General features: G+C 70.3%; 22 protein-coding genes. 5 read left to right on the top strand and 17 right to left on the bottom strand.

Going from position 1 to position 25,162, the window contains the following annotated elements; translation table 11 throughout:
- Positions 1-264: 264 nt before the first annotated feature.
- From Q0P88_RS12230 to Q0P88_RS12270, 9 genes are all read right to left on the bottom strand, one after another.
- Positions 265-2,487, bottom strand: coding sequence for an ATP-dependent Clp protease ATP-binding subunit (locus Q0P88_RS12230; RefSeq protein ID WP_295014525.1), 2,223 nt, complete (start codon positions 2,485-2,487; stop codon positions 265-267).
- 244 nt (positions 2,488-2,731) lie between these two features.
- Positions 2,732-4,081, bottom strand: coding sequence for an allantoinase AllB (gene allB, locus Q0P88_RS12235; protein ID WP_295014527.1), 1,350 nt, complete (start codon positions 4,079-4,081; stop codon positions 2,732-2,734).
- Positions 4,082-4,193: 112 nt separating this feature from the next.
- Positions 4,194-5,333 (bottom strand): glycerate kinase, encoded by a 1,140-nt coding sequence (locus tag Q0P88_RS12240; protein ID WP_295014529.1) that lies wholly within the window; start codon positions 5,331-5,333, stop codon positions 4,194-4,196.
- A 15-nt stretch (positions 5,334-5,348) separates the two neighbouring features.
- Positions 5,349-7,136, bottom strand: a complete 1,788-nt coding sequence (gcl, locus tag Q0P88_RS12245) for a glyoxylate carboligase (RefSeq protein WP_295014531.1) — start codon at positions 7,134-7,136, stop codon at positions 5,349-5,351.
- A gap of 123 nt (positions 7,137-7,259) precedes the next feature.
- The gene (locus Q0P88_RS12250) at positions 7,260-8,138 is read right to left on the bottom strand and encodes a 2-hydroxy-3-oxopropionate reductase (protein WP_295014533.1); all 879 of its coding nucleotides are present in this window, start codon (positions 8,136-8,138) and stop codon (positions 7,260-7,262) included.
- 36 nt (positions 8,139-8,174) lie between these two features.
- Entirely contained in the window at positions 8,175-8,972 is a 798-nt protein-coding gene (locus Q0P88_RS12255) for a hydroxypyruvate isomerase family protein (protein WP_295014535.1), read from the bottom strand.
- Positions 8,973-9,143: 171 nt separating this feature from the next.
- On the bottom strand, positions 9,144-9,965 hold the full coding sequence (locus tag Q0P88_RS12260; RefSeq protein ID WP_295014537.1) for a bifunctional allantoicase/(S)-ureidoglycine aminohydrolase: 822 nt from the start codon (positions 9,963-9,965) through the stop codon (positions 9,144-9,146).
- Positions 9,962-11,236 carry a DUF6986 family protein gene (locus Q0P88_RS12265; RefSeq protein ID WP_295014539.1) on the bottom strand — a complete coding sequence of 425 codons (1,275 nt, stop codon included), beginning with the start codon at positions 11,234-11,236 and terminating at the stop codon, positions 9,962-9,964. The genes Q0P88_RS12260 and Q0P88_RS12265 overlap by 4 nt, the downstream gene beginning before the upstream one ends.
- Positions 11,237-11,241: 5 nt before the next feature.
- Entirely contained in the window at positions 11,242-12,651 is a 1,410-nt protein-coding gene (locus tag Q0P88_RS12270) for an NAD-dependent malic enzyme (RefSeq protein ID WP_295014540.1), read from the bottom strand.
- 194 nt (positions 12,652-12,845) lie between these two features.
- Here Q0P88_RS12270 and Q0P88_RS12275 point away from each other — a divergent pair, with 194 nt between their 5' ends.
- Positions 12,846-13,631, top strand: a complete 786-nt coding sequence (locus Q0P88_RS12275) for an IclR family transcriptional regulator (protein WP_295014562.1) — start codon at positions 12,846-12,848, stop codon at positions 13,629-13,631.
- Positions 13,632-13,835: 204 nt separating this feature from the next.
- Here the strand turns inward: Q0P88_RS12275 and aceE are convergent, their stop codons facing one another.
- Positions 13,836-16,538: a pyruvate dehydrogenase (acetyl-transferring), homodimeric type gene (aceE, locus tag Q0P88_RS12280; protein WP_295014542.1), complete on the bottom strand. Its 2,703-nt coding sequence runs from the start codon at positions 16,536-16,538 to the stop codon at positions 13,836-13,838.
- Positions 16,539-16,606: 68 nt separating this feature from the next.
- Between aceE and Q0P88_RS12285 the strand changes: the two genes are divergently transcribed.
- A complete protein-coding gene (locus Q0P88_RS12285) occupies positions 16,607-17,365 on the top strand; it encodes an SDR family oxidoreductase (RefSeq protein WP_295014545.1) in 759 nt (252 codons plus the stop codon).
- 91 nt (positions 17,366-17,456) lie between these two features.
- On the opposite strand, the gene pucL is transcribed toward Q0P88_RS12285, so the two are convergent.
- The 6 genes from pucL to coaBC form a co-directional block, all read right to left on the bottom strand.
- Positions 17,457-18,350 carry a factor-independent urate hydroxylase gene (pucL, locus tag Q0P88_RS12290; RefSeq protein ID WP_295014547.1) on the bottom strand — a complete coding sequence of 298 codons (894 nt, stop codon included), beginning with the start codon at positions 18,348-18,350 and terminating at the stop codon, positions 17,457-17,459.
- Between the two features lie 12 nt (positions 18,351-18,362).
- Positions 18,363-18,704: a hydroxyisourate hydrolase gene (gene uraH / locus Q0P88_RS12295; RefSeq protein WP_295014549.1), complete on the bottom strand. Its 342-nt coding sequence runs from the start codon at positions 18,702-18,704 to the stop codon at positions 18,363-18,365.
- Entirely contained in the window at positions 18,701-19,204 is a 504-nt protein-coding gene (gene uraD, locus Q0P88_RS12300; protein WP_295014551.1) for a 2-oxo-4-hydroxy-4-carboxy-5-ureidoimidazoline decarboxylase, read from the bottom strand. Before uraD ends, uraH begins: the two co-directional genes overlap by 4 nt.
- Positions 19,205-19,573: 369 nt before the next feature.
- A complete protein-coding gene (gene bcp, locus Q0P88_RS12305; RefSeq protein ID WP_295014553.1) occupies positions 19,574-20,041 on the bottom strand; it encodes a thioredoxin-dependent thiol peroxidase in 468 nt (155 codons plus the stop codon).
- An 87-nt stretch (positions 20,042-20,128) separates the two neighbouring features.
- The gene (locus tag Q0P88_RS12310; protein WP_295014555.1) at positions 20,129-20,989 is read right to left on the bottom strand and encodes a CoA ester lyase; all 861 of its coding nucleotides are present in this window, start codon (positions 20,987-20,989) and stop codon (positions 20,129-20,131) included.
- A 181-nt stretch (positions 20,990-21,170) separates the two neighbouring features.
- Positions 21,171-22,391 (bottom strand): bifunctional phosphopantothenoylcysteine decarboxylase/phosphopantothenate--cysteine ligase CoaBC, encoded by a 1,221-nt coding sequence (gene coaBC / locus Q0P88_RS12315; RefSeq protein ID WP_295014557.1) that lies wholly within the window; start codon positions 22,389-22,391, stop codon positions 21,171-21,173.
- Positions 22,392-22,499: 108 nt separating this feature from the next.
- Here coaBC and Q0P88_RS12320 point away from each other — a divergent pair, with 108 nt between their 5' ends.
- The 3 genes from Q0P88_RS12320 (at position 22,500) to Q0P88_RS14085 (ending at position 24,850) form a co-directional block, all read left to right on the top strand.
- Positions 22,500-23,225 (top strand): NRDE family protein, encoded by a 726-nt coding sequence (locus tag Q0P88_RS12320; RefSeq protein ID WP_295014559.1) that lies wholly within the window; start codon positions 22,500-22,502, stop codon positions 23,223-23,225.
- Complete coding sequence (locus Q0P88_RS12325; RefSeq protein WP_295014561.1) at positions 23,222-23,914, top strand: lipoyl protein ligase domain-containing protein; 693 nt, start codon at positions 23,222-23,224, stop codon at positions 23,912-23,914. Before Q0P88_RS12320 ends, Q0P88_RS12325 begins: the two co-directional genes overlap by 4 nt.
- A 342-nt stretch (positions 23,915-24,256) precedes the next feature.
- Positions 24,257-24,850, top strand: coding sequence for a sce7726 family protein (locus Q0P88_RS14085; RefSeq protein ID WP_363316511.1), 594 nt, complete (start codon positions 24,257-24,259; stop codon positions 24,848-24,850).
- Here the strand turns inward: Q0P88_RS14085 and Q0P88_RS14090 are convergent.
- Positions 24,804-25,145, bottom strand: coding sequence for a beta family protein (locus tag Q0P88_RS14090; protein WP_363316512.1), 342 nt, complete (start codon positions 25,143-25,145; stop codon positions 24,804-24,806). The two genes, Q0P88_RS14085 and Q0P88_RS14090, sit on opposite strands and share 47 nt — an antisense overlap.
- Between the last annotated feature and the right edge of the window lie 17 nt (positions 25,146-25,162).

Genomic DNA, 25,162 nt, shown 5'->3' on the forward strand with positions numbered 1-25,162 from the left:
GAGGTGACTCCCTTGCTCGGCGTGTAGGGCCGGGCAACGGCCCCACGGGGGGCCAGCTCAGTGTTGACCTGTCTGCTGATCCAGGTGCCGCCATCGTCGGAGGCACTTCCAGATCTATCAGCCGCGCGACACGGACGTCAAGACTTTTTTCCGAATCTCGGAGAGTCACTTCCAGAATATGGAAGTTCTAGAACGGCGGCAGACGACAGAGCGCGGCCTCCGGGGAGACCGCGCCCTGTCGTCCAGCAGCCCGCGAAGCGTGGATCAGTCGTCCAGCAGCTCCGCGTCGATCACATCGTCGCCATCGCGCGCGTCCGCGTCCCGCGCATGGTCGTCCGTCGGCCCCTCGCTCGTGAGCACCAGGCCGGAGCCGTCCGCCGCGACGTCCACCCGCACCAGGTCTCCGTCGCGCACCTTGCCGCCGAGGAGCGCCATCGCGAGCTTGTCCTGGATCTGCGTCTGGATCAGCCGACGCAGCGGGCGCGCGCCGTACTGCGGGTCGTATCCGCGCTCGGCGAGCCACATCCGCGCGTCCGGAGTGACCGCGAGCGTGAGCCGGCGGTCCCCCAGCCGCGCCTGGAGGGCGTCGACCGACAGCTCCACGATCTGCGCGAGATCGGCCTCGCTCAGCGCGTCGAACAGGACGATGTCGTCGAGGCGGTTCAGGAACTCCGGTCGGAACGCCTGGCGGACGATCTCCATGACCTGCTCGCGCTTCTGATCGGGCGTGAGCGTCGGGTCGATGAGGATCGGCGAGCCCAGGTTGCTCGTGAGGATCAGGATCACGTTCTTGAAGTCGACCGTGCGCCCCTGTCCGTCGGTGAGCCGGCCGTCGTCGAGCACCTGGAGGAGGATGTCGAACACCTCGGGGTTGGCCTTCTCGACCTCGTCCAGCAGCACGACGCTGTACGGGCGCCGCCGCACGGCCTCGGTGAGCTGGCCGCCCTGCTCGTAGCCGACGTATCCCGGAGGGGCTCCGATGAGACGCGCGACCGAGTGCTTCTCGGAGTACTCCGACATGTCGATGCGCACCATGGCCCGCTCGTCGTCGAAGAGGAACTCGGCGAGCGCCTTGGCGAGCTCGGTCTTGCCGACACCGGTCGGACCGAGGAACAGGAACGAGCCCAGCGGACGGTTCGGGTCGCTGATGCCCGCCCGCGAGCGACGCACCGCGTCGGCCACGGCCTTGACGGCCGTGAGCTGCCCGATGAGCCGCTTTCCGAGCTCAACCTCCAGATGCACGAGCTTCTCGCCCTCGCCCTGCATGAGCTTGCCGACGGGGATCCCCGTCCACGCCGCGATGACGCTGGCGATGTCGGTCTCCGTCACCTGGTCGTTGACCATCCGGTCCTCGCTCGACTCGGCCTTCTCGGCCTCGGCGAGCTCGCGCTCCAGCTTCGGGATCTCCGCGTAGAGCATCCGCGAGGCCTTCTCCAGGTTCCCCTCGCGCTGCGCGCGCTCCGCCTCGCCGCGCGCCGCGTCGAGCTTCGTCTTGATGTCGCCGACCCGGTTGAGGGAGGCGCGCTCCTTCTCCCAGCGCTCCTGCAGGTCCTTGAGCCGGGTCTCGTCGTCGTGCAGACCCTCCCGCAGCTTCGCCAGACGCTCCTTGCTCGCCGCGTCCTTCTCCTTCTTGAGCGCCAGCTCCTCCAGCTTGAGCCGGTCGACGTGACGCCGCAGCGCGTCGATCTCGACCGGGGCCGAGTCGATCTCCATGCGCAGTCGGGAAGCGGCCTCGTCGATCAGGTCGATCGCCTTGTCCGGCAGCTGACGGGACGGGAGGTAGCGGTGGGAGAGCCCCGCCGCCGCCACGAGGGCGCTGTCGGAGACGGCGACCTTGTGGTGCGCCTCGTAGCGCTCCTTGAGCCCGCGCAGGATCGCCACGGTGTCCTCGACGCCGGGTTCTCCGACGTACACCTGCTGGAATCGGCGTTCGAGAGCCGCGTCCTTCTCGATGAACTCGCGGTACTCGTTGAGCGTGGTCGCGCCGATCATGTGCAGCTCCCCGCGCGCGAGCATCGGCTTGAGCATGTTGGACGCCGCGACGGAGCCCTCGCCGCCGCCTGCGCCCATGAGCACGTGCAGCTCGTCGATGAACGTGATGATCCGGCCCTCGGAGTCGACGATCTCCTTGAGGACGCTCTTCAGGCGCTCCTCGAACTGGCCGCGGTACATCGCTCCGGCGACGAGCGCCGAGATGTCGAGCGAGACGAGCTCCTTGTCCTTGAGCGACTCGGCGACGTCACCCGCCACGATCCGCTGTGCGAGACCCTCGACGACGGCCGTCTTGCCGACGCCCGGCTCGCCGATGAGCACCGGGTTGTTCTTGGTGCGCCGCGTGAGCACCTGGCTCACCCGGCGGATCTCCGAGTCGCGTCCGATGACGGGGTCGAGCTTGCCCTGGCGGGCGCGATCGGTGAGATTGATGCCGAACTGCTCGAGGGGGCTCTGCTGTTCTTCCTGCTCTTGCGGCTGCTGGGGCGTGGCCATTCGTCCTCCTGGGGTCTCCTTCTGATGCTGCTGCCCTGTGCCCGGCTCCGGGCGGATCGACGCGCAGAATGTTTCGCCGGCGTCGATTCAAAGTTGAGTTGATGTGACTCAACTTTACCAAGGAGGCGGAGGGAAGACCAGAGCAGATTTCCATCGCGAGGCCCGGAGAACGCAACGATGCCGGCCCCCGCGGGAGGGCCGGCATCGTGCGGCGCCGGGACGGGCGCCGGGTGAGGAGCGGGGTTCAGTCCACGCCGTGCGCGAGCAGTCGGCCGCGGGGCTCTCCGCCGTCGACGACCTCTCCGCGCAGATAGGCGGCGCGCACGACGCCGTCGAGCGTGCGTCCGGCGTAGGCGGACACCGGGTTCTTGTGCCGCAGCTCCGCGACGTCGACCGTGAACGACTCGTCGGGCGCGAACACGGCGAAGTCCGCGTCCCCGCCGACGGCGATCGCGCCCTTGCGCTGCAGGCCCACGAACGCCGCAGGCTGCGAGGACATGAGCGCGACGATCCGTTCGAGCGGGATGCCGCGACGGCGCGCCTCGGTCCACACGAGCGGCAGGCCCAGCTGCAGGGAGGAGATCCCGCCCCAGGCGACGTCGAATCCGCCGCTCTCCGGGTGCTTGAGCTCGACGGTCGCCGGCGAGTGATCCGACACGATGAGGTCGATCGTGCCGTCCGCGACCGCCTCCCAGAGCAGGTCCTGGTTGCCGGCCTCGCGGATCGGCGGGCAGCATTTGAAGGCCGTCGCCCCGTCCGGGATCTCCTCAGCGGTGAGCACGAGGTAGTGCGGGCAGGTCTCGACCGTGAGACGGACGCCCTCCGCCTTGGCCGTCCGGATCTCCTCCAGCGCGTCGGAGGAGGAGAGGTGCAGGATGTGCGCGCGGGCACCGGTGCGGCGCGCCCGGTCGATCACGTCCTTGATCCCGACGTCCTCGGCGGCCCTGGGCCGCGAAGCCAGGAAATCGGCGTACACCGGCCCCTCCCGGTGCGGCGCGTCCTCGATGACGTGCGGATCCTCGGCGTGCACGATGAGGACGGAGTCGAACGTGGCGAGCTCGGCGAGGTCCTCCTCGATCTCGTCGAGGCCGAGAGGCGGGAACTCGTCGACACCGCTCGGCAGCAGGAAGCACTTGAAGCCGAAGACGCCCGCCTCGTGCAGCGGCCGCAGCTGCGCCGTGTTGCCGGGCACCGCGCCTCCCCAGAAGCCCACGTCGACGTGCACCTGGTCCCGCGCGACCCCGCGCTTGATCTCGAGGGCCTCGACGTCCACGGTCGGCGGGATGCTGTTCAGCGGCATGTCCACGATCGTCGTGACCCCGCCCGCCGCCGCGGCACGCGTCGCCGACGCGAAGCCCTCCCACTCGGTGCGTCCCGGCTCGTTCACGTGCACGTGCGAGTCGACGAGGCCGGGCAGCAGGATCTCCTCCGACCCCACCTCGACGACGCGATCCCCCGCCAGGTCCGCGCCGAGGGGCGCGACGGCGACGATGACGCCGTCGCGCACGCCGACCTCGTGCGGGCCGACTCCTTCCGGCGTGAGCACACGCTCCCCGCGGAGGACGAGGTCGTAGTGGTCGGCGGGGTCTGGCATGGGTGTTCCTTCGTGTCGTACCTTGTCGTGCCTTGTCGTGCGAGAGAGGTGCCGGATCCGTGCGACGCTGCGCGGATCCGGTGTCCGGGGGTTCGGGGGACAGCCGTCGGCGTCAGCGACCGGGGGCGACGAGCGCCCCGAGGTCCGCTCCGATGCGCCTGCCCGTTTCGGCGAGGAGCCGGGGCGCCTCGGCCATGCTCACGACCGGATCCGGTTCGATCCCGCTGAGAGCATAGACCCGGGCGAAACCCGCCGCGGCGGCGGCCTCGGGCGAGAGCGTGGACCGCCCGCACACCGCGATGACCGGCACACCGGCCTCCCGGGCCGCGGCGGCGACACCGAGCGGCGTCTTCCCGCCGAGGCTCTGCTCGTCCAGGCTCCCCTCGCCGGTGATGACGAGATCGGCGCCGACGAGGCGCTCGGCGAGCCCCGTGAGCGCCTGCACGACCTCCACGCCCGGTTCGCGCGTCGCGCCGAGCACCGCGAGGGCGGCATATCCCACGCCGCCGGCGCCGCCCGCGCCGCCCATCCGCGTCGCCGCGCGGACGCCGGGTTGCCGTTCGAGCAGCGCGGCGTAGTGCGCGAGGGCGGCGTCGAGCCGAGCGACGTCGTCCGGACTCGCGCCCTTCTGCGGGCCGAACACCGCGGCCGCCCCCCGGGGGCCGAGGAGAGGGTTGTCCACGTCGCTCGCGAGCACGACCTCCGTATCCGCCAGACGCGGATCCAGGCCCGAGACGTCGATCGACGCGAGCCGCGCGAGCGCGGCCCCTCCGCCGGGCAGCGGCCGCCCCTCGCCGTCGCGGAGCGAGACGCCCAGAGCGGCGAGCATCCCGGCGCCGCCGTCCGTGTTCGCGGATCCGCCGATGCCCAGCACGATCCGACGCGCCCCGTGCTCGAGCGCCGCACGGATGAGCTCTCCGGTGCCGAAGCTGCTCGCGCCGCCCGGATCCCTGCGCCCCTCGGGCAAAAGATCGAGTCCGCTCGCGGCCGCCATCTCGATGAGCGCCTCGTCGCCGCGGACGGCGAACCGGGCGCTCACGGGAGCCCCGGTGGGGTCGGAGACCGTGACCGTGACCGGCTCGAATCCGGCCGCGAGGGCGGCGTCGAGGGTGCCCTCACCACCGTCCGCGACGGGGGCCGTGTCGATCACGACCCCCGGCGCGGAGGAGCGGATCCCCTCGGCGAGCGCCGCGGCGACCTCCGGCCCCGTGGCGGAGCCCTTGAACTTGTCGGACGCGATCAGGATGCGCATGGCGAGCCACCGGTTTCAGTCGAGCAGGGCGTAAACGGCCTCGGGGGCGTCTTCGGGCGTCACCGCGAGACCTTCGAATTCGGTCATCGTATCGAGGTCGGCGCCCATCGCGATGTTGGTCACGCGCTCCAGGATCACCTCGACGACCACCGGAACCCGGTACTCGTCGCGCAGACGCTCCGCCTCCGCGAAGCCGGCCGCGAGATCCTCCGGTCGCTCGACCCGCAGCGCCTTGCAGCCGAGGCCCTCCGCCACCTTGACGTGATCGACGCCGTAGCCGGTCGCGACCGAGGAGGAATCGTGCGGCGTGTTGATGTTGTCGAAGGCGAGCGACACCTCGTAGTCCATCTCGAAGGCGCGCTGGGACTGACGGATCAGGCCCAGGTAGCTGTTGTTCACGACGACGTGGATGTAGGGCAGGTGGTGCTGCGCACCGACCGCCAGCTCCTCGATCATGAACTGGAAGTCGTAGTCGCCCGAGAGCGCCACGACCTGTGCGTCGGGCTTGCCCCGCACGACGCCGAGCGCCGCGGGCAGGGTCCAGCCGAGCGGTCCCGCCTGGCCCGCGTTGATCCACTGGCGGGGACCGTACACGTGCAGCAGCTGCGCGCCGGCGATCTGGCTGAGCCCGATCGTCGTCACGTAGGTGGTGTCGTGACCGAACGCGCTGAGCATCTCCTGGTACACGCGGTGCGGCTTCATCGGTACGTCGGAGTAGTTCGTCTTGCGCTGCAGGCGCGCCTTGCGGTCGCGGCACTCCTCCGCCCAGGCGTGGTAGTCGGGCAGCTCGGCCACGCGGTCGCGGGCCGCCTCCAGCAGGGCGTCGATGAAGGCGCCCGCGTCCGAGACCACGCCGTAGTCGGGGGCGAACACGCGGCCGATCTGGGTGGGCTCGATGTCCACGTGCACGAACGTGCGACCGGCGCGGTAGGTGTCGAGACCGCCGGTGTGACGGTTGGCCCAGCGGTTGCCGATCCCGAGGACGAAGTCGGACTCCAGGAAGCTGGCGTTGCCGTAGCGCTGCGAGGTCTGGATGCCGACGAGCCCCGCGGCGAGGGGGTGGTCGTCGGCGATCGCGCCCCAGCCCATGAGCGTGGGGAAGACGGGCACGCCGAGCGTCTCGGCCAGCTCGACGAGCTTCTCCGAGGCCCCGGAGTTCACGATCCCGCCGCCCGCGACGATGGCCGGGTGCGCCGAGGCCGTGAGCAGGTCGAGCACCTTCTCGGCCTGTGCGCGGGTCGCGACGGGCTTGGCCACGGGGAGCGGCTCGTAGGTGTCGATGTCGAACTCGATCTCGGTCATCTGGACGTCGAACGGGAGATCGATGAGGGCGGGACCGGGGCGACCGGAGCGCATGAGCTGGAACGCGGTCTGGAACGCTCCGGGCACCTGCGCGCCCTCGAGGACGGTCTTGGCGAACTTCGTGACCGGCTTCGCGATCGAGGCGATGTCGACGGCCTGGAAGTCCTCCTTGTCGAGCTTCGCGACCGGCGCCTGGCCGGTGATGCAGAGCATCGGGATGGAGTCGGCGATCGCGGCGTAGAGCCCGGTGATCATGTCGGTGCCGGCGGGGCCGGACGTGCCGATGCAGAGGCCGATGCGGCCGTCGCCCGTGCGGCTGTAGCCGTCGGCCATGTGGCTCGCGCCTTCGACGTGGCGGGCGAGGGTGTGCCGGATGCCGCCGTGGGCACGCATCGCGGAGTACAGGGGGTTGATGGCGGCGCCGGGCAGGCCGAAGGCCTCGGTGGCGCCCTCCTTGACGAGGATCTGGACGATGGCGTCCACGGCACGCATGCGGGTCATGATCGTTTCCTTAGGTCTGATGGGGTCGTTGAGCGAGGACGGCGAAGCCGACCGAGACGAAACGCGGTGATCGGCCGAAAGCGGCGTTGCTTCACCCGCTCACACGACCCCGAAAGGGGTGGGTCAGTTCTTGCCGGACAGCTCGGTGGTGAGCTTGAACAGGCCCGAGTGGTCGAGCCCGCCGTCGCCGCGGGCGACGAGCGCGTTCACGAGCTGTGCGACCGCGGCGCCGAGCGGGACGGTGACCCCGACCGAGCGCGCAGCCGACGTGACGATGCCCAGATCCTTGTTGTGGAGGGCGAGGCGGAAGCCGGGCGCGAAGTCGCGTTTCAGCATCTTCTGGCCCTTCTGGTCGAGGACCTTGGATCCGGCCAGTCCCCCGCCGAGGACGGTCAGCGCCGCGTCGGTGTCGACGCCGAACGCCTCGAGGAAGGCGATCGCCTCGGCGAGCGCCTGGATGTTGACCGCGACGATGAGCTGGTTCGCGGCCTTCACGGTCTGCCCCGCACCGGCGGGGCCGACGTGCACGATGGTCTTGCCGATCGCGTTCAGCACGGGCTCGGCCTGTGCGAAGTCCTCCGCGGATCCGCCGACCATGATCGAGAGGGCGGCGTCGATCGCCCCCTGCTCGCCGCCCGAGACCGGGGCGTCCACGACGCCGAGACCGGCGGCGACCGCCTCCTCGGCGAGCTCCTTGGCGACGTCGGGGCGGATCGAGGAGTTATCGATCCAGAGGGCGCCGGGCTTCGCATGCGCGAACACGCCGTCCTCGCCCTGGACGACGCCGGCGACGTCCGGGGAGTCGGGGACCATGGTGATGACGACGTCGGCGTCCTTCACCGCGTCGGCGATGCTCGTCGCTGCGCTCCCTCCCGCGGCCACGAGCTTGTCGATGGCCTCGGGGCTGCGGTTATAGCCGGCGACCTCGTAGCCGGCCTTCACGAGGTTGGTCGCCATGGGCAGCCCCATGATGCCGAGGCCGATGAATGCGATGCGGGTCATGTCTTCGCTCCTTCGCGGAATGGTGTCGGGGGGCGCTCAGGCGCGCGCGGTCTCGCCCAGCCAGGCGAACGGATCGGCCTGCGTGGCCTTGTACTCGAGGCCGACCACGCCGTCGTAGCCGCCGGCCTCCGCATCGGCGATCCACTGGCCGAGGGGCAGCTCGCCGGTGCCGGGCTCGCCGCGCCCGGGGGCGTCGGCGATCTGGATGTGGCCGAACTCGGCGGCGTGGTCGCGGATCACGGCGGGCACGTCGTCGCCGTTGACGGCGAGATGGTAGAAGTCGGCGAGGAGGCGGACGTTGTCCACGCCCTCCTCGTCCCGCACGCGGCGGATGATCGCGAGCGCGTCCGCGGCGGTCTTGAGCGGGTAGGCGTCCATCCCGGACACCGGCTCCAGCAGCACGATCCCGTCGAGCGCGGCGACCGCGCGTCCGGCCGCAGCGAGGTTCTTCACGGCGAGGTCGTCCTGGGCCTGCGCGTCGACGCCGTCGATCCGGTTGCCGTAGAGCGCGTTGAAGGCCTTCGTGCCGAGACGCCGTCCGATGTCGACGACGACCTCCACGTTGGCCGCGAACTCGTCCTCACGTCCGACCCAGCTCACGAGCCCGCGGTCCCCGGCCGGCATGTCGCCCGCGAAGAAGTTGAGGCCCGTGAGCCGGACGCCCGCGTCCTGGATCGCGGCGACGAAGCCGTCTACCTCCTCCTGCGTGGGCACGGCGGCAGAAAAGGGCCACCAGAACTCCACGGCGTCGAAACCCGCCGCCCGGGCGGCGGCCGGACGATCCAGGATCGGGAGGTCGGTCAGCAGGATCGAGGCGTTGACGGTGTAGCTCATGAGATCATCCTTGATTCCAAATTATGGAAGAAAACTTTTGTTTGATGAAAGTTTAGATCGAGGGGCGGAAGGATGTCAACGGTCCGCCCGGATCCGTCCTCGCCCGGGAGACACGACGCCGCCTGCCTCCGAGGAGGCGGACGGCGTCGGCGGACCGTGGGAGCGCGTCGATCAGGTGAGGCGCACCTGGCGGTTCATGTCCTTGTAGAGCAGGTAGCGGAAGTCCTCCGGCCCCCCGGCGTAGCAGGCCTGAGGGCAGAACGCCCGCAGCAGCATGTAGTCGCCCGCCTCGCACTCCACCCAGTCCTCGTTGAGCCGGTAGACGGCCTTGCCCTGGAGCACGAAGAGGCCGTGCTCCATGATGTGCGTCTCGGCGAACGGGATGGATCCGCCGGGCTTGAACGTCACGATGTTCACCTGCATGTCGTGTGCCATGTCGCTCGCGTCGGAGAAGCGGGTCGTCGCCCAGACCCCGTCGGTGTCGGGCATGGCGACCGGCTCGATCGCGTCGTCGCTCGTGACGAAGGAGGCGGGCGCGTCCACGCCCTCCAACCACTCGTACGCCTTGCGGATCCAGTGGAAGCTCGTGAGCATGGACCCCTCGTTCGCGAGCGACCACTGCGCACCCGGCGCGAGGAACGCGTAGCCGCCGGCCGCGAGCACATGGGTCTCGCCGTCGAGGGTCAGCGTGAGCTCCCCCGCGGTGACGAAGAGCACGCCCTCCACGCCGGCCTCGGGCTCGGGGCGCGCGGCGCCTCCCCCCGGCGCGATCTCGACGATGAGCTGCGAGAACGTCGTCGCCGAGCTGGCGGTGGGCCGGGCGATGATCCAGGCGCGCGTGTCGGTGAAACCGGGCAAGCTGCTCGTCACGATGTCGCGCATGACGCCCTTGGGGATGAAGGTGTAGGCGAGCTTGACGACCGCCCGGTCGGTGAGCAGGTCCGTCTGCGGGGGCAGGCCTCCGGCCGGCGTGTAATAGGTACGGGTGCTCATCGGGCGTTCTCCTTGACGGTCAGTTTGGGGTGCGCGAGGCGGATCAGCTCGGCGGGTTCGGCTCCGGTCGCCGCGCGGACCTCGTCGTCCGTGAGGGCACCGCACTCGAGGCCGCGGACGACGAAACGGGCGAGAGCGCGCGCCGTGGCCGGCTCGTCCATGATCGCGGCATCGCCGCCGTTGAGGTAGGCGTCGAGCCTGCGGGCGGCCTCGGCGAAGCCCTCGCGGTAGAAGGCGTAGCTCGCGAGGTACCGGGTGGGCAGCTGCTGCGGAGCCAGATCCCAGCCCTGGTAGTAGCCGCGTTCGAGCGAACGCAGCACGAGCCGCGCATGCAGCACCCAGGCCGCGCGCACGTGCTCCGGGTCGCCGACCGGGATCACGTTCGTGGATCCGTCCGAGATCCGCACGCCGGTCTCGGCCACGGCCACCTGCATGACCTGCTTGGCGAAATCCGCGGCAGGGTGCTCCATCGACTGATACGCGGCCGCGATCTGCAACGACGCGCTGTAGTCGTAGGTGCCGTAGTGCAGGGACGAGATGCGTCCGCCCGCACGGTGCAGCAGGGTCGCGACCGGGACGGATCCGTCCGCCGCGACGATCAGCTGCGGCGTCTCCATCTGCACCTCGAAGCGCAGGCGTCCGCGATCCAGGCCCAGGCGGTCCTCGAAGACCTCGCAGAGCGCGACCATCGCCTCCACCTGCGCGACCGTGGTGACCTTGGGCAGCGTGAGCACGAGTCCGTCCGGAAGCGGGCCCGCCGCGGCCAGCGTCGACAGGAACAGGTCGAGCGTGCGGATCCCCCGCCGGCGCGTGGGCGCCTCGAAGCACTTGAAGCGGATCCCGATGAACGCGGGCGCGACGCCGGCCGCGACCGCCGCGGCGACCCGCTCGGCAGCGAGCACCGCGTCCGCGTCCTCCTCCTCGTCGGGGCGGGCACCGTAGCCGTCCTCGAAGTCGAGCCGCAGATCCTCGATCGGCTCCTCGCGCAGCTTCGCGTCCACGAGCGGCGCGAGCTCGTCGGCGAGCGCACCGAGGCCGACCGCCTCGGCGAGGGCCGCCGTGCCACCGGCGGCGGCGACCGCCTCGGCCGCCGCCGCGCCGAACGCGGCGGGCAGCTCGGGGCGGTACCGATCCGCGGGGACGTACAGCGTGTGCACCGGCTGACGGGATCCGTCGTCGCCGGGATACTCGGTCGCGAGGAGCGCGTCGGTGCCCTGCAGCCGATCGTCGACCTGCGCCAGGTCGTCCTCGCCCAGGGTTGCTCGTGCCATGCGACTCACTCCTTGCCCGCCTTGCTCGCGGCGCCCGACTGAACGACACGGACGATAGCGTCGGCGACCGCGCCGGCCACGAGCGGGTCGAACACGCTCGGGATGATGAAGCTCGCGTTGAGCTCGTCCTCTCCGACCCGCTCTGCGATCGCCTGCGCCGCTGCGACCAGCATAGGTGGCGTGATGTCGGACACGCCCGCGTCGAGGAGCCCGCGGAAGACTCCCGGGAACGCGAGCACGTTGTTGATCTGGTTCGGGAAGTCGCTGCGACCCGTGGCCACGACCGCGGCATGGCGCGAGGCGACGATGGGGTCGATCTCGGGGGTGGGGTTGGCCATCGCGAACACGATGGCGTCGTCGGCCATCGCCGCGATGTCCGACTCGTCGAGGATGTTCGGGGCGCTCACGCCGATGAACACGTCTGCGCCGACGAGGACCTCGCGCAGGGTGCCGCGGACGTCGCGGGGGTTCGTGGTCGCGGCGAGCTCCGTGCGGTGCGCATCCGTGTAGTCCTCGCCGCGATGGATCGCGCCGGTGCGCCCACAGGCGACGATGTCGGTCGCGCCTTCCGCGAGCAGCAGCTGCACGATCGCGTTGCCCGCGGCCCCGACGCCGGACACCACGATCCGCACGTCGCCGATCTCCTTGCCGACGACCTTGAGCGCGTTCCGCAGCGCGGCGAGGGTGACGATCGCGGTGCCGTGCTGGTCGTCGTGGAAGACGGGGATGTCGAGCTCCTCGCGCAGCCGCGCCTCGATCTCGAAGCACCGCGGCGCGGCGATGTCCTCCAGGTTCACCCCGCCGTAGACCGGGGCGATCGCCTTCACAATCCGGATGATCTCCTCGGTGTCCTTGGTGTCGAGGCAGACCGGCCACGCGTCGACGTCGGCGAACTGCTTGAACAGCGCCGCCTTGCCCTCCATGACGGGGAGCGCGGCCTCGGGGCCGATGTCGCCGAGGCCGAGGACCGCGGTACCGTCTGTGACGACGGCGATCGTGTTGCGCTTGACGGTGAGCTTGCGCGCCTTGCTCTTGTCCTCCGCGATCGCGAGGCAGACGCGCGCGACCCCGGGCGTGTAGGCGCGGGAGAGGTCGTCCCTGTTGCGCAGCGGGACCCGCGGCACCACCTCGAGCTTGCCGCCCAGGTGCATGAGGAAGGTGCGGTCGCTCGACTGGCGCACGGCGACGCCGTCGAGGGCGTCGATCCCCGCGCGCACCTGGTCGGCGTGCTCCTCGCCCGCGGTGTTGCACGTCAGGTCGACGACGATGGTCGTCGGGTGCGACTCCACGACGTCGAGCGCGGTCACGGCGGCGCCCGCTGCGGCGGCGGCCGCGGCCAGCTCGCTCGTGACGCTGAAGTTGGACGGCGCGTCGATGCGCAGCGTGATCGAGTTCCCGGGTCCCGGATTCGCCATGCGTTTCCTCCTCGTCGAGGCACCCGGGCTGTCGGACGCGGGCGCTGATGACCGTGTTGGGCGTCATCGTTTTCGTATAGTGGATACTATTATCTTCATTGTGGAAGTTGTGCGCAACACGGGAGTGTGACTTCTTTCGAATTTCACGCGTTGCGCTCTCGCATGATGGAATGACCTCGACGACGGGAGCGGACATGGCGGTCAACGACACGACGGGCGCGGCGAAGGCGCCGCGAGCGGCAGGATCCGGGGTGCAGTCCGTGGAACGGGTGTTCGAGCTGCTCGAGCTCGTGACCGACGCCGATGGCGACGTCACGCTCAGCGAGCTGTCCAACTCGACGGACCTCCCTCTGCCGACGATCCACCGCCTGCTGCGCACGCTCGTCTCCCTCGGCTACGCGCGCCAGCTGCCGAACCGCCGCTACGCCCTCGGCCCGCGACTGATCCGCATCGGCGAGGGGGCGTCGCGCCAGTTCGGAGCGCTCGCGCGCCCTCAGCTCAAGCAGCTCGTCGACGCGCTGGGCGAGAGCGCCAACATGGCCGTGCTCGACGGCGACATGGTCGTCTACGTCGCCCAGGTACCGTCGCAGCACTCGATGCGCATGTTCACCGAGGTGGGTCGCCGCGCCAACGCGCACGACACGGGCGTGGGCAAGGCTCTGCTGGCGGGCCTCGACGACGACGTCGTGCGCGGCATCGTGGGCCGGACGGGAATGGCGACGCCCACCCCCTACAGCCTCGGCACGGTGGACGACCTGCTCGCCGATCTGGACCGGATCCGTGAGCGCGGCTACGCGATCGACGACCAGGAGCAGGAGATCGGCGTCCGGTGCTTCGCGATGGCCGTTCCCGGGGCGCCGACCCCGACCGCCATCTCGGTGTCAGGACCGGTCGCCCGTGTCGACGATGCCTTCGGACAGCGGGCCGTTCCCCTGCTCCGCGACGCCGCCGACACGATCGCCGCCGACCTCGACGCGTAGCCCCCGGCGCGGATCCCCCGAACCCCGTGCCCCAGGCCGCGGGCCGCGGGCCGCGGGCCCCAGGCCGCGGTCGCAGGTGGCCGGTAAACGGGTCCGATATGTCGGACTTCGGCAGGCATATCGGACCGAAGCCCCGATCCGGGCCGACGTACCGGCAGCGATCCGGAATATCGGTCGGTCGAGACCAGGGATTGCGCCTGCCGGCTATTCCAGGTCGGATCCGCTCGTGCCGGCGTTGACGTCGAGGAGGCGGTATTTCTCGGCGGCCTGCGCGGGCACGGCGGAGTCGACGTCCCCGCGCTTCGCGAGCAGCTGCAGTGTGCGGACCACGACGGAGGGGCCGTCGATCTTGAAGTGCCGTCGCGCCGCGGCGCGCGTGTCCGAGAAACCGAAGCCGTCCGCGCCCAGCGTCGCCCAGTCGTTCGGGACGAACGGACGGATCTGGTCGGGCAGGTCCTTCGCGTAGTCGCTGACCGCCACGATCGGGCCGGTCGCGGACGCGAGCTGTCGCTGCACGAACGGCACCCGCGTTCCCCGGCCCAGGAACTCGTCCTCCTCGGCGGCGATCGCATCCCGGCGCAGCTCGGTCCAGCTGGTGACCGACCACACGTCGGCGGCCACGCCCCAGTCGTCCCGGAGCAGACGTTGGGCCTCCTGCGCCCAGCTGACGCCGATCCCGGACGCGAGCAGGTGCGCGCGGGGCGCGTCGACGGGCGCGATCCGGTGGATGCCGCCGAGGATCCCCTCGACGTCGACGCCCTCGGGCTCGGCCGGCTGCACGATCGGCTCGTTGTAGACCATGAGGTTGTAGATCACGTTGCGATCGGTCGAGTCCGCGCCGTACATGCGCTCGATGCCCGCGCGCACGATGTGGCCGATCTCGTAGCCGAACGCCGGGTCGTACGTGATGACCGCGGCGTTCGTCGCCGCGAGCAGCGGCGAGTGCCCGTCCGCGTGCTGCAGACCCTCGCCGGTCAGCGTGGTGCGCCCGGCGGTCGCCGAGATCAGGAATCCCCGCGCCATCTGGTCGGCGGCCGCCCAGATCGAGTCGCCCGTGCGCTGGAAGCCGAACATCGAGTAGAACACGTACACCGGCACCAGCGGCACGCCGTGGGTCGCGTAGGACGTGCCCGCGGCGGTGAAGGCGGCGAGGGATCCGGCCTCGTTGATGCCGACGTGCAGGATCTGCCCCGCAGCCGACTCCTTGTACGACAGCACGATGTCGCGGTCGACGGCCAGGTAGTTCTGGCCGTGCGGGTTGTAGATCTTGGCGGTCGGGAAGAAGGCGTCCATGCCGAAGGTGCGCGCCTCGTCGGGGATGATCGGCACGATCCGCTGGCCGAACCCGGGATCGCGCATGAGGTCCTTCAGCACCCGCACGAAGGCCATCGTCGTGGCGGCGCGCTGTGTGCCGGATCCGCGCGCCGCGACCTCGTAGGCCTTCGCGTCCGGCAGTGCGATCTGACCCGAAGCCTGCGGACGACGCTCGGGGAGGTAGCCGCCGAGCGCGCGGCGGCGCTCCTGCAGATAGCGGATCTCCGGGGCGTCCGATCCCGGGTGGTAGTAGGGCGGCTCGTAGGGGTTCGCCTCGAGCTCGGCGTCCGAGATCGGCACGCGCAGGTGGTCGCGGAAGTCTTTGAGGTCCTGCAGGGTGAGCTTCTTCATCTGGTGCGTGGCGTTGCGCGCCTCGAACCGCGGACCCAGCCCGTAGCCCTTGACCGTCTTGACGAGGATCACGGTGGGCTTGCCGTTGTGTTCCATCGACTGCCGATACGCCGCGAACACCTTGCGGTAGTCGTGGCCGCCGCGCTTGAGTCCCCAGATCTGCTCGTCGGTGAGGTCTTCCACGAGGGCGAGCGCACGCGGATCCTTGCCGAAGAAGTTCTCCCGGATGAAGCCGCCCGACTCCGCCTTGTAGGTCTGGTAGTCGCCGTCGGGGGTGGAGTTCATGATGTCGAGCAGGGCGCCCGAGTCGTCGCGGGCGAGCAGGTCGTCCCACTCGCGCCCCCAGACGACCTTGATGACGTTCCAGCCCGCGCCGCGGAAGAAGCCCTCCAGCTCCTGGATGATCTTGCCGTTGCCGCGCACCGGTCCGTCCAGGCGCTGCAGGTTGCAGTTCACGACGAAGGTCAAGTTGTCGAGCCCGTCGTTGGCCGCGAGCTGGAGCAGGCCGCGGCTCTCCGGCTCGTCCATCTCTCCGTCGCCGAGGAAGGCCCATACGTGCTGGTCCGCGGTGTCCGCGAGCCCGCGGTGATGCAGGTAGCGGTTCGACTGGGCCTGGTAGATCGCGTTCATCGGGCCGATGCCCATCGACACGGTGGGGAACTCCCAGAACTCGGGCATGAGCCGCGGATGCGGGTAGGAGCTCAGCGCGTGCCCCGCGCGCGACTTCTCCTGACGGAAGCCGTCGAGGTCCTCCTCCCCCAGCCGTCCCTCCAGGAAGGCCCTCGCGTACATGCCCGGTGAGGCGTGCCCCTGGAAGTACACCTGGTCTCCGCCGCCGGGGTGGTCCTTGCCCCGGAAGAAGTGATTGAACCCGACCTCGTAGAGCGTCGCGGCGCCGGCGTAGGTGGAGATGTGCCCTCCGACGCCGATCCCCGGACGCTGCGCGCGATGCACCAGGATCGCCGCGTTCCAGCGCATCCAGGCCCGATAGCGGCGCTCCAGCTCCTCGTCGCCCGGGTAGACAGGCTCGTCCTCCGCGGCGATCGTGTTGACGTAGTCGGTCGTCGTGCGGGGCTCGGAGGCGAGTCCCGCCCGCGCCGCCAGCGATCGGACGATGTGCTCGCCGCGCTCGGATCCGCGCTGCGCGACCAGGGCGTCGAGGGATTCGAGCCATTCGGCGGTCTCTTCGGGATCGTGGTCCAGGGTGTCGGATCCGGCGGCGGAGCTGCGCTGTTCGTGCATCTTCGGCCTTTCTGTGAGAGGTTGGGGCGCCGTCGCGAGGCGGCGGTTCAGGGACGTGAGGAGTGAGGATGAGCGGACGCATCGCCGTGGTGACGGGTGCGGGATCCGGGATCGGGCGCGCCGTGGCGCTGCGGATGCTGGCGGAGGGATGGCGCGTGGCGTTGGCCGGGCGGCGCGAGGATCCGCTGCGGGAGACCGCCGAGCGCGCGGCCGCGCATCCCGGAGAAGCGCTCGTGGTGCCGACGGACATCACCGTCGAGGCCGACGTCGACGCGCTCTTCGCGCGCACGGTCGAGGCGTGGGGCCGGGTGGACGTGCTCTTCAACAACGCGGGGGCGTTCGGTCCCGCGGCCTCGGCCGCCGACATCGCGCTCGCCGACTGGGAGAGCACGCTCGCCGTGAACGTCACCGGCGCCCTGCTCTGCGCACGGGCCGCGATGCGGGTGATGCGCGCGCAGGATCCGCAGGGCGGGCGGATCATCAACAACGGCTCGATCTCGGCCCAGTCCCCGCGCCCCCTCTCCGTCGCGTACGCCGTCAGCAAGCATGCGATGACCGGGCTGACGCGCTCGATCGACCTGGATGGCCGCGCCGCGGGCATCTCCTGCGGCCAGATCGACATCGGCAACACCCGCACCGAGCTCATGGACGAGCTCGGTGTGGGCACCGGCGCCCTGCAGCCCGACGGGAGCCGCCGTGTCGAGCCGACCTTCGACCTGGACGACGCCGCTCGCACGGTGCTGCTCATGGCCGATCTGCCGCCGGAGGCGAACATCGCCGCCCTCACGATCACCGCGAGCGGGATGCCCTTCGGGGGTCGCGGCTGAGCCGCTGCGCCCTATGCGACTCACCCGGACCCCCTCACCCGTCGGACCCGGTTCGGAGGTCCGGATCAGCGCCTCGTGCGCGAGCCCGCGCTCAGCAGAAGCCGGCGACGGCCTCCCACGCCCAGTGGTCGGTGTCGGCGCCGTCGCGCAGGAACGCCGCCTCGATGAGGCCGTACGGACGGTCCGCCGCGTAGAAGACCTCGTTGGGGTTCTCCAGTCCGAACGGCGAGAGGTCCACGACGAAGTGGTGCTTGTTCGGCGTCGAGAAGCGGATCTCGTCGATCTCGGGATGCGCTTCGAGGACGGCCTCTGCCATCTCCTTCAGCGTGTGCTGCAGCGCGTACGAGTAGTTGCGGGAGAAGCCGGCGAGCAGCAGACGGCGCACGTCGGCGTACACCTCGTTGAAGTCGAGGTCCGTGCGGTTGTAGCGCCATTTCGCGGTCACCGAGGTGGCGAGGATGCGATCCTCGGTCTCCGGCAGCGTCGTGTACGGATCCTTCGGGTAGCCGACGAAGCCGCTCGCGGTGGACTTGAGGACCGTGAGGTCCTTGAGGCCCGCGATGATCGTCGTGTCGCCTTCGTCGATCTGCACGAGTGCGGTGCGGGTCTCCGTGCCGCCGCGCACGAACGCGTGGTCGTGCGCGCCGCCGTCGCCGTCGATGCGCAGCCAGGTGTACTGCTCCGCCGACCAGCGCCCGCCGGTGACCCAGTCGAATCCGCCGGTGAAGTGACGCCCGAGCCGGAGCAGGTACTCCTCGGGGCTGCCGATGCCGTCCTTGGCGAAGGCGAAGACCGTGTTCTTCTGCGTATCCGTGGCGACGACGTGCTCGTTGTTGCCGTCGAAGTGCGCGGAGGCGAAGTCGCCGCGCAACTGGGACGTGACGTTCAGATCCTCGATCTCGTGGCGGTCGGTGTCACGGGTGATGCGGACGACGCGGTTCTCCGCCTTGCCGTACTGGTTCTTTCCCAGGACGATGTTCGTCATGTCGAATTCCTCTTAGCTTCCTCGGTAGGTGGAATAGGCGAACGGACTGAGCAGGAGCGGCACGTGGTAGTGCTCCTGCGCGGCGTCGACCAGGAAGGTCAGCACCACCTCCGGGAAGAAGGCGTCCGTGTCGATGCCGGCGAAGTAGGCCGCCGTGTCGAACCGGAGGCGGTACGCACCGCTCTCCAGCCGCTCGGGGCCCAGGTCTTTCACCCGCCCGTCGGCATCGGTGAGGCCCGTACCGATCCCGACCCATCCGTCGCCGTCTCGGGCCTCGAGTACGACGGCGACGCCGGGCGCGGGGCGCCCGATCGATGTGTCCAGGATGTGGGTGGTCACGTGAGAGACGCTCATGGGCGTGCTCCTTCGGTCTGGAGGGAGGCTTCGAGCCGGAGCGCGGCGATCTCGCGCAGCTGCTGCTCGACGACCGCGAGCTCCTGCTCGTCGGTGCTGCCCAGCCGCTCGTGCAGCAGGGCGAGGATCTCGGTGGCCGTGCGTCCCGCGGCGCGCACCAGGAAGACACGATCGAAGCGCTCTTCGTAGGCGCGGTTGCCCTCGACGAGGGCGGCGGCCGTCTCGTCGTCGATGCTCGGCTGCTCGCGCCGCGAGTGCGCAGCCTCGGCGGTGCTTCCCTCGACCCTGGCGCCGATGCGCGGGTGGTGTGCGAGCGCGGCGTCCAGTTCGCCCTCCGAGAACGGAGCGGCGGCGGTGATCGCCGCCTCCGCGAGCGCCGCGACGCTGGCATATGGGCGTCCGTCCACGATCGCGTCGATCCAGCGCGCGATGTCGAGGGCGGGCCTCACGGCGATCACGGCGGCGGCACGATCCGCGGAGTTGAACTCCTCGAGCAACATCTTCGATCCTCAAGCCATGCTGGCATCCGGCGTGTCGTGCATACGGGGACCCGCGGGCGGGGTCCGATCCTCTGGGAAAGGTTTCCGTAGTCCGGAACTGTTATTTCAGCATGTGTAACCATTGTGCGCATCGGATCCGACGCTGTCAACCCCTCGCGGGGCATCCTGCTGACGTGCCGACCCGTGCCGTACCGGACCGGGCGGTGCGGTCCCGTCCGTCGTGCGACGATCCGCACATCCGACGTCGTTCAGCACGCGGATCGACCCCGACCCCTGCGCTGATCGTCGCACCCTGTGCACATCGTCGCACGCCGGACGGGGAGAGCACACCCCCGGAGCCCCCGACCTGGGCGCGGGCTCCGATGCGATTCAGACGCCGAGCGCCTCGCGCAGCCGGGCGACGTGCCCCGACGCGTCCACGCCGTACTCCGCGCGCTCCACGCGCCCGGATCCGTCGATCACGAAGGTCGAGCGGATCACGCCCTCGAACGTGCGCCCTTCGACGGTCTTCTCCCCCCACACGCCCCACGCGCGGGCGACGGCGGCGTCCGTGTCCGCGAGCAGCGGGAAGGTGAGCCCCTCCGCCTCGGCGAAGGCGCGGATCTCGTCGACGCTGTCGGGCGAGATCCCGATCACGGCGTAGCCGGCAGCGGCCAGGGACGAGAGGCTGTCCCGGAAGTCGCACGCCTCGGTCGTGCAGCCGGGCGTCGCGGCCTTGGGATAGAAGTACACGACGACGTTGCGCCCTCGGTAGTCGGCGAGCGCGACCCGGGCGCCGTCCGCGTCGTCCAGGGCGAAATCGGGGGCGAGGTCGCCCGGGGCGAGTCGAGTGCTCATGTTCTCTCCGTTCGGTGGGACGTGATCCTCCGCGGCGCGCAGGATCGGGATCGAGGCCTTCGCGACGGCTCCCGCCGACGCGGAGAGTCAGCGGGCGACGGGGAGGACGCCGAACGCCTCGGCGAGCTGCATGATCTTGCGGGCGCGGCCCAGGCGGGGCAGATCGCTGCCGTCGCGGACGATGCAGCCGCGCGCCTCGAAGTCCTCCAGGAACTCGTAGGCCCACTCGACATCGGTCCGGGTCGGGCTGATGACCTCGTTGACGACCGGCGTCTGGTCGGCCTGCAGGCAGAGCTTGCCGGTCATGCCCATCGAGACCGTGATCGCCGACTGCTCGCGCAGGATCGGGTGGCTGGAGCCGACGGTCGGCCCGTCGATCGGACCCGGCAGGCCTCCCGCACGGCTGGAGATCACGAGCCGCGCACGCGGGTAGGCCATCGCCTCGCGATCCGCGGACATGCCCGTGTCGCGGCGGAAGTCCCCACTGCCGAACGCGAGGCGGAATGCGCCCTGCGCCCGGGCGATCTCCGTCGCGTTCTCGATCCCGACCGCCGACTCGACGAGCGCGACCACGGGCACGCGCGCCCCGAGGCGGTTGTAGGTGTCGGTGACCTGGGTGCCGAACTCCGTCTTCGCCAGCATCACGCCTTGCAGCCCCGGGGCCGCGCGCAGCGCCTCGAGATCCGCTGCCCAGTGCTCGCTCGTCGCATCGTTGATGCGCACCCAGGCGCGATTGCCCTCGCCGTGCAGCCACTGCACGACGTCGTCGCGGGCGGAGTCCTTGTGGCTCGCATCGACCGCGTCCTCGACGTCCAGCACCACCGCGTCGGCGTGGGATCGGGCGTTCTCGTCGAACGTCTCCGGGCGCGTGGCCGCGACGAGCAGCCACGAGCGCGCCAGCTCCGGCGCGATCTCGCGCGGACCGGGAGTGGACAGGGGAGCGTTCATCAGGTTCCGTTTCGTGAAAGGAGAATTCTGTATTTTGGAAAGTCTACGCCGGGGCAGGCTCGCAGGCCAGGCTCCGGCGTCTTCCTGCCGCCCCCGTGCGCGCTGCGCGGAGAACGGGCGGGGCGACGACACCACGCCGGCCATCCGTCAATTCTGCCCGACTCGACCCGGATTCGGGCGTTCAGGCTCCCCGCTGCGCCACGACCGCGTCCCACAGTGCCGCGGCGACCTCGCGTTTCGTGCCGCTCGCGGCCGCGACCACCGATCCGTCCTCGCCGACGACCTCGATCGCATTGACCGTGCTCCCGAAGCCGTGCGCGGCATCCGCACGATTCACGGCGAGCAGATCGACGCCCTTGCGCTCCCGCTTGCGGCGAGCACGGGCCCGGCGGTCCTCGGCATCCGTCAGCGTCTCCGCCGCGAAACCGACCAGGGTCTGTCCGGCGGGCGCGCGCCCGGCCCGCCGACGATCGCCCAGCGCCGCGAGCACGTCCTCGGTCTCGACGAGGTCGATCCGATCGAGCGTCCCCTCCTCCTTCGTGAGCTTGTGAGCCGACTCCTCCGCGGGTCGGTAGTCGGCGACCGCGGCGGCCATCACGACGACGTCCGACGAGGCGGCGATGCTCGTGACCGCCTGCGAGAGCTCGGCCGCCGTACCGACGTGATGGATCCGGATCCGCGGATGCCGCACGACCGCGAGCACCTCCGCATCGACGTTCGCGGCGACGAGGTCGACCTCCGCGCCCCGATCTGCGGCCTCCCGGGCGATCGCTGCCCCCTGACGGCCGCTCGAACGGTTCCCGAGATAGCGGACCGGATCGATCGGCTCCCGGGTCCCACCGGCCGAGACCGCGACCCGCAGCCCCGTCAGATCCTGCGGGGCGAGCAGACGCAGCGCCGCCGCCGCGATGTCCTCGGGCTCGCTCATGCGTCCGGGGCCGCTGTCGCCCCCGGCGAGCGGTCCGTCCTCCGGGCCGATCAGGTGCACGCCGCGTTCGACAAGAGTACGAACGTTGGCCCTGGTCGCCGGGTGCGCCCACATCTCCGCGTGCATCGCGGGGGCCACGAGCACCGGCGCAGTCGTGGCGAGCAGGGTCGTGCCGAGCAGGTTGTCGGCGATGCCCGCCGCCATGCGCGCGAGCGTGTTCGCGGTGGCGGGCGCGACCACGACGAGATCCGCGCCCTGGCCGAGGGCGACGTGGCGCACCCGGGCGACGTCGTCGTGCACGCTCGTGGTGACCGGGTTGCGGCTGATCGCCTCCCAGGTGGGCGCGCCCACGAATCGCAGGGCGTCCTCCGTGGGCACGACCGTGACGTCGTGGCCGGCCTTCACGAGGAGGCGCACCAGCTGCACCGACTTGTACGCCGCGATGCCGCCGGAGACCCCCACCACGATGTCCATCCCTCGATTCTGCCATCCGGCATCCGTGCCCGCCCTTGTGCAGGGCGTCCACGCCGTTACGCGTACCCACACGGATCCACCCACCGGCGGCCTGCCTAGACTGAACCCGTGTGCACGGTCGTGATCGAGGTCGACACCGTTCGACGGGCTCAGGGACCAGGGGCGCGGCTGCTGGCCGTGCGCGACGAGGATCCGCTGCGCGAGTGGGACGCGCTCGGCGAGTGGTGGCCGGATCGGCCCGGCGTCATCGGGATCCGCGACCGTCGCGCGGGCGGTGCCTGGCTCGCCGCGGATCCCGCGACCGGGCGCCTCGCCGTGCTGCTGAACCGCGCCGACGTGCTCGACCTTCCCGACGACAAGGCCGTCTCCCGCGGCGCACTCGCGCTCGCCTCCGTCGCCGACGCCTCCGAGGGTCTCCGCGAACGCCTCGAGTCGGGCGCGGTGCGGATGCACGGCTTCAATCTGCTCGAGGTCTCCCCCGCCGGCGCCCGCGTGCTGTCGTGGGACGGCGCGACGCTGCGCGAGACGCCCGTCCCCAGCGGCGTGCACATGATCGCGCACGACGACCTCGACGACCCGGCCACGGCGCGGATCGTGCGCTGGCTGCCGGAGTTCCGCGCGCAGCCGGCCACGGGAGACGACTGGCCGGACTCGTGGATCCGCCTGCTCGCCGAGACCGCGGAATTGGATCCGGCCGACGATCGCGCGATCATCCGCGACAACCGCCCACACGGCTATCCGACGCAGTCGCTGCTCTACGCGACCGCCGCCGTCGACGCGGACGGCGTCGACGTGCGCGACCACGCCCTCCCGGCACCGGCGCACTGGGCATGACGATGGGGTCCGCGGATCGCCTCGTCCCGATCCCCGGGGCTGTGATCCGGCAGCCGTCCCCAGAGCCGGACGACCTCGAGCGGTCGGTCGTGCTGCTGCGTCAGGTTGCGTCCGGAGAGGGTCCGCAGAGGCTGCTCCGCCTGTACACGCCGGCGCCGACGCTCGCGCTGACGCGGCGAGAGAGCCTGATGCCCGGCTACGACATCGCCGTGGCCGCGGCGGAGCGCCTCGGATTCGCACCGGCGATCCGCCCGACCGGCGGCCGCGCCGCCGCCTACGACGAGACGTGCCTCGTCTTCGACCTCGTCGAGCGCGAGGAGTCGCACGCCGACCCCACGGCCCTCTTCGCGCAGGCGGGCAGGACGATCGTCGACGCCCTGCGCGGACTCGGCGTCGACGCCCGGCTGGGCGAGGTGCCCGGCGAGTACTGTCCCGGCGAGTACAGCATCAACGCCCGCGGCGTCGTGAAGCTCGTCGGCACCTCGCAGCGCGGCGTGCGCGGCGCCCGTCTGCTCAGCGGGGTGCTGGCGTTCGGTCGTGTCGACCACCTCGTCGCGGTGCTCACGGAGGCCAACGCCGCGCTGGGACTCGAGTGGGATCCGCGGACGTTCGGGACGATGCTCACCGAGGCTCCGGCGGTCTCGCGCAAGGACGTCGAGGAGGCGCTGTCGGGGGCGCTGATCGCCTGACCCGCAGGGCGGAACGGTCTACTCAGCGCTGGCGGGCGCACTTTCTGATGCCGTTGCACCGGATGGTTCTGTCGAGGCGCGCGCCCGCGACCAGTCGGGCAGCCTTCGGGGATGGAACGAGACAGGTGCTGCGATGGAGCGACCTGTAGCAACAGCCCCACCCAAACGTTGAGGACGCGTGCTGAAGCTCGTAGCTACCTGCGGCTGGCCCCGGCATGAATACCGTGACCCACTCGTGCCCGCCGCGCACGCAACACCTCGTCGCGGGAAGGAAGCCAAATGCGTAGAGTTATTGACCATGTGTGTCAGCATCTTCCCAAGGGTGACCGAGGGGGTCGACTGATGCGCGATGCGGACGTGCGACAGGCACTTCACAAGTGGTTGCACGAGCAACACCAAGATGAACTTCATCAGACGCGGATCGTTGACGAGCTGGCGATCGCGGGCCAGGTACGGGTTGACACCGCCATGTTGAACGGTTCGTTCGCCGGATTTGAGATCAAGAGCGCCAGCGACACCCTCCGTCGACTTCCGCGGCAAGTCGAGGTATATTCTGCTGTCCTTGATTACGCGACACTGGTTGTAGCACGTAGTCATGCAGCCAAGGCTAGGCAGCTCCTCCCGCGTTGGTGGGGTGTCGTGGAGGCAGTCTCCGTGACAGGTGAAGACCGCGTCGTTCTCAGAACGACCCGCGAGCCAAAGCCAAACCCTCGCCTTGAGCCCCGACTTCTGAGCACTTTGCTGTGGCGGAGCGAAGCGCTAGACGAACTGGAGCTACGAGGCATTGCGGATGGCATCCGAAGCAAGCCGAATCGTGTGCTTTGGGACCGGCTGTGCGACTCGCTGGACGCCGAGGAAGTCCGCGGGATCGTACGCGAGCGTCTGAAGGCTAGGTCAGGGTGGAGAGCTGAAACGCCACCACTTCAATGTGCCTAACGGTGCCCCACTCTCGCCACTTCCCTGGATTCCCCGGTGTAGCAGTGCGGTCCACGACGGCCTCGATCCAGTCGTCGGCTTGACTCCGCACGGGCGTCGCGTACTCCCCATGACGAGTAAGTTCGTCGAGTGGGGTGATGAGCGCTGCTCCACCCTTCCCAGACCCGCCCTGCCCCTTGAAGAGTTCTCCCTTTGCGAGGAGGTAGTCATTGGTCACGGTATAGCGGAACGCCGCGCTAATGCTAATGAATCGGGGATGGGACTGCTGCACGGATAGGTGACAGGTTGTAGTCACGCCGCCAGTGCGACGGT

The organism is uncultured Microbacterium sp., assembly GCF_945952435.1.
In the GTDB taxonomy this organism is placed as follows: Bacteria; Actinomycetota; Actinomycetes; order Actinomycetales; family Microbacteriaceae; genus Microbacterium.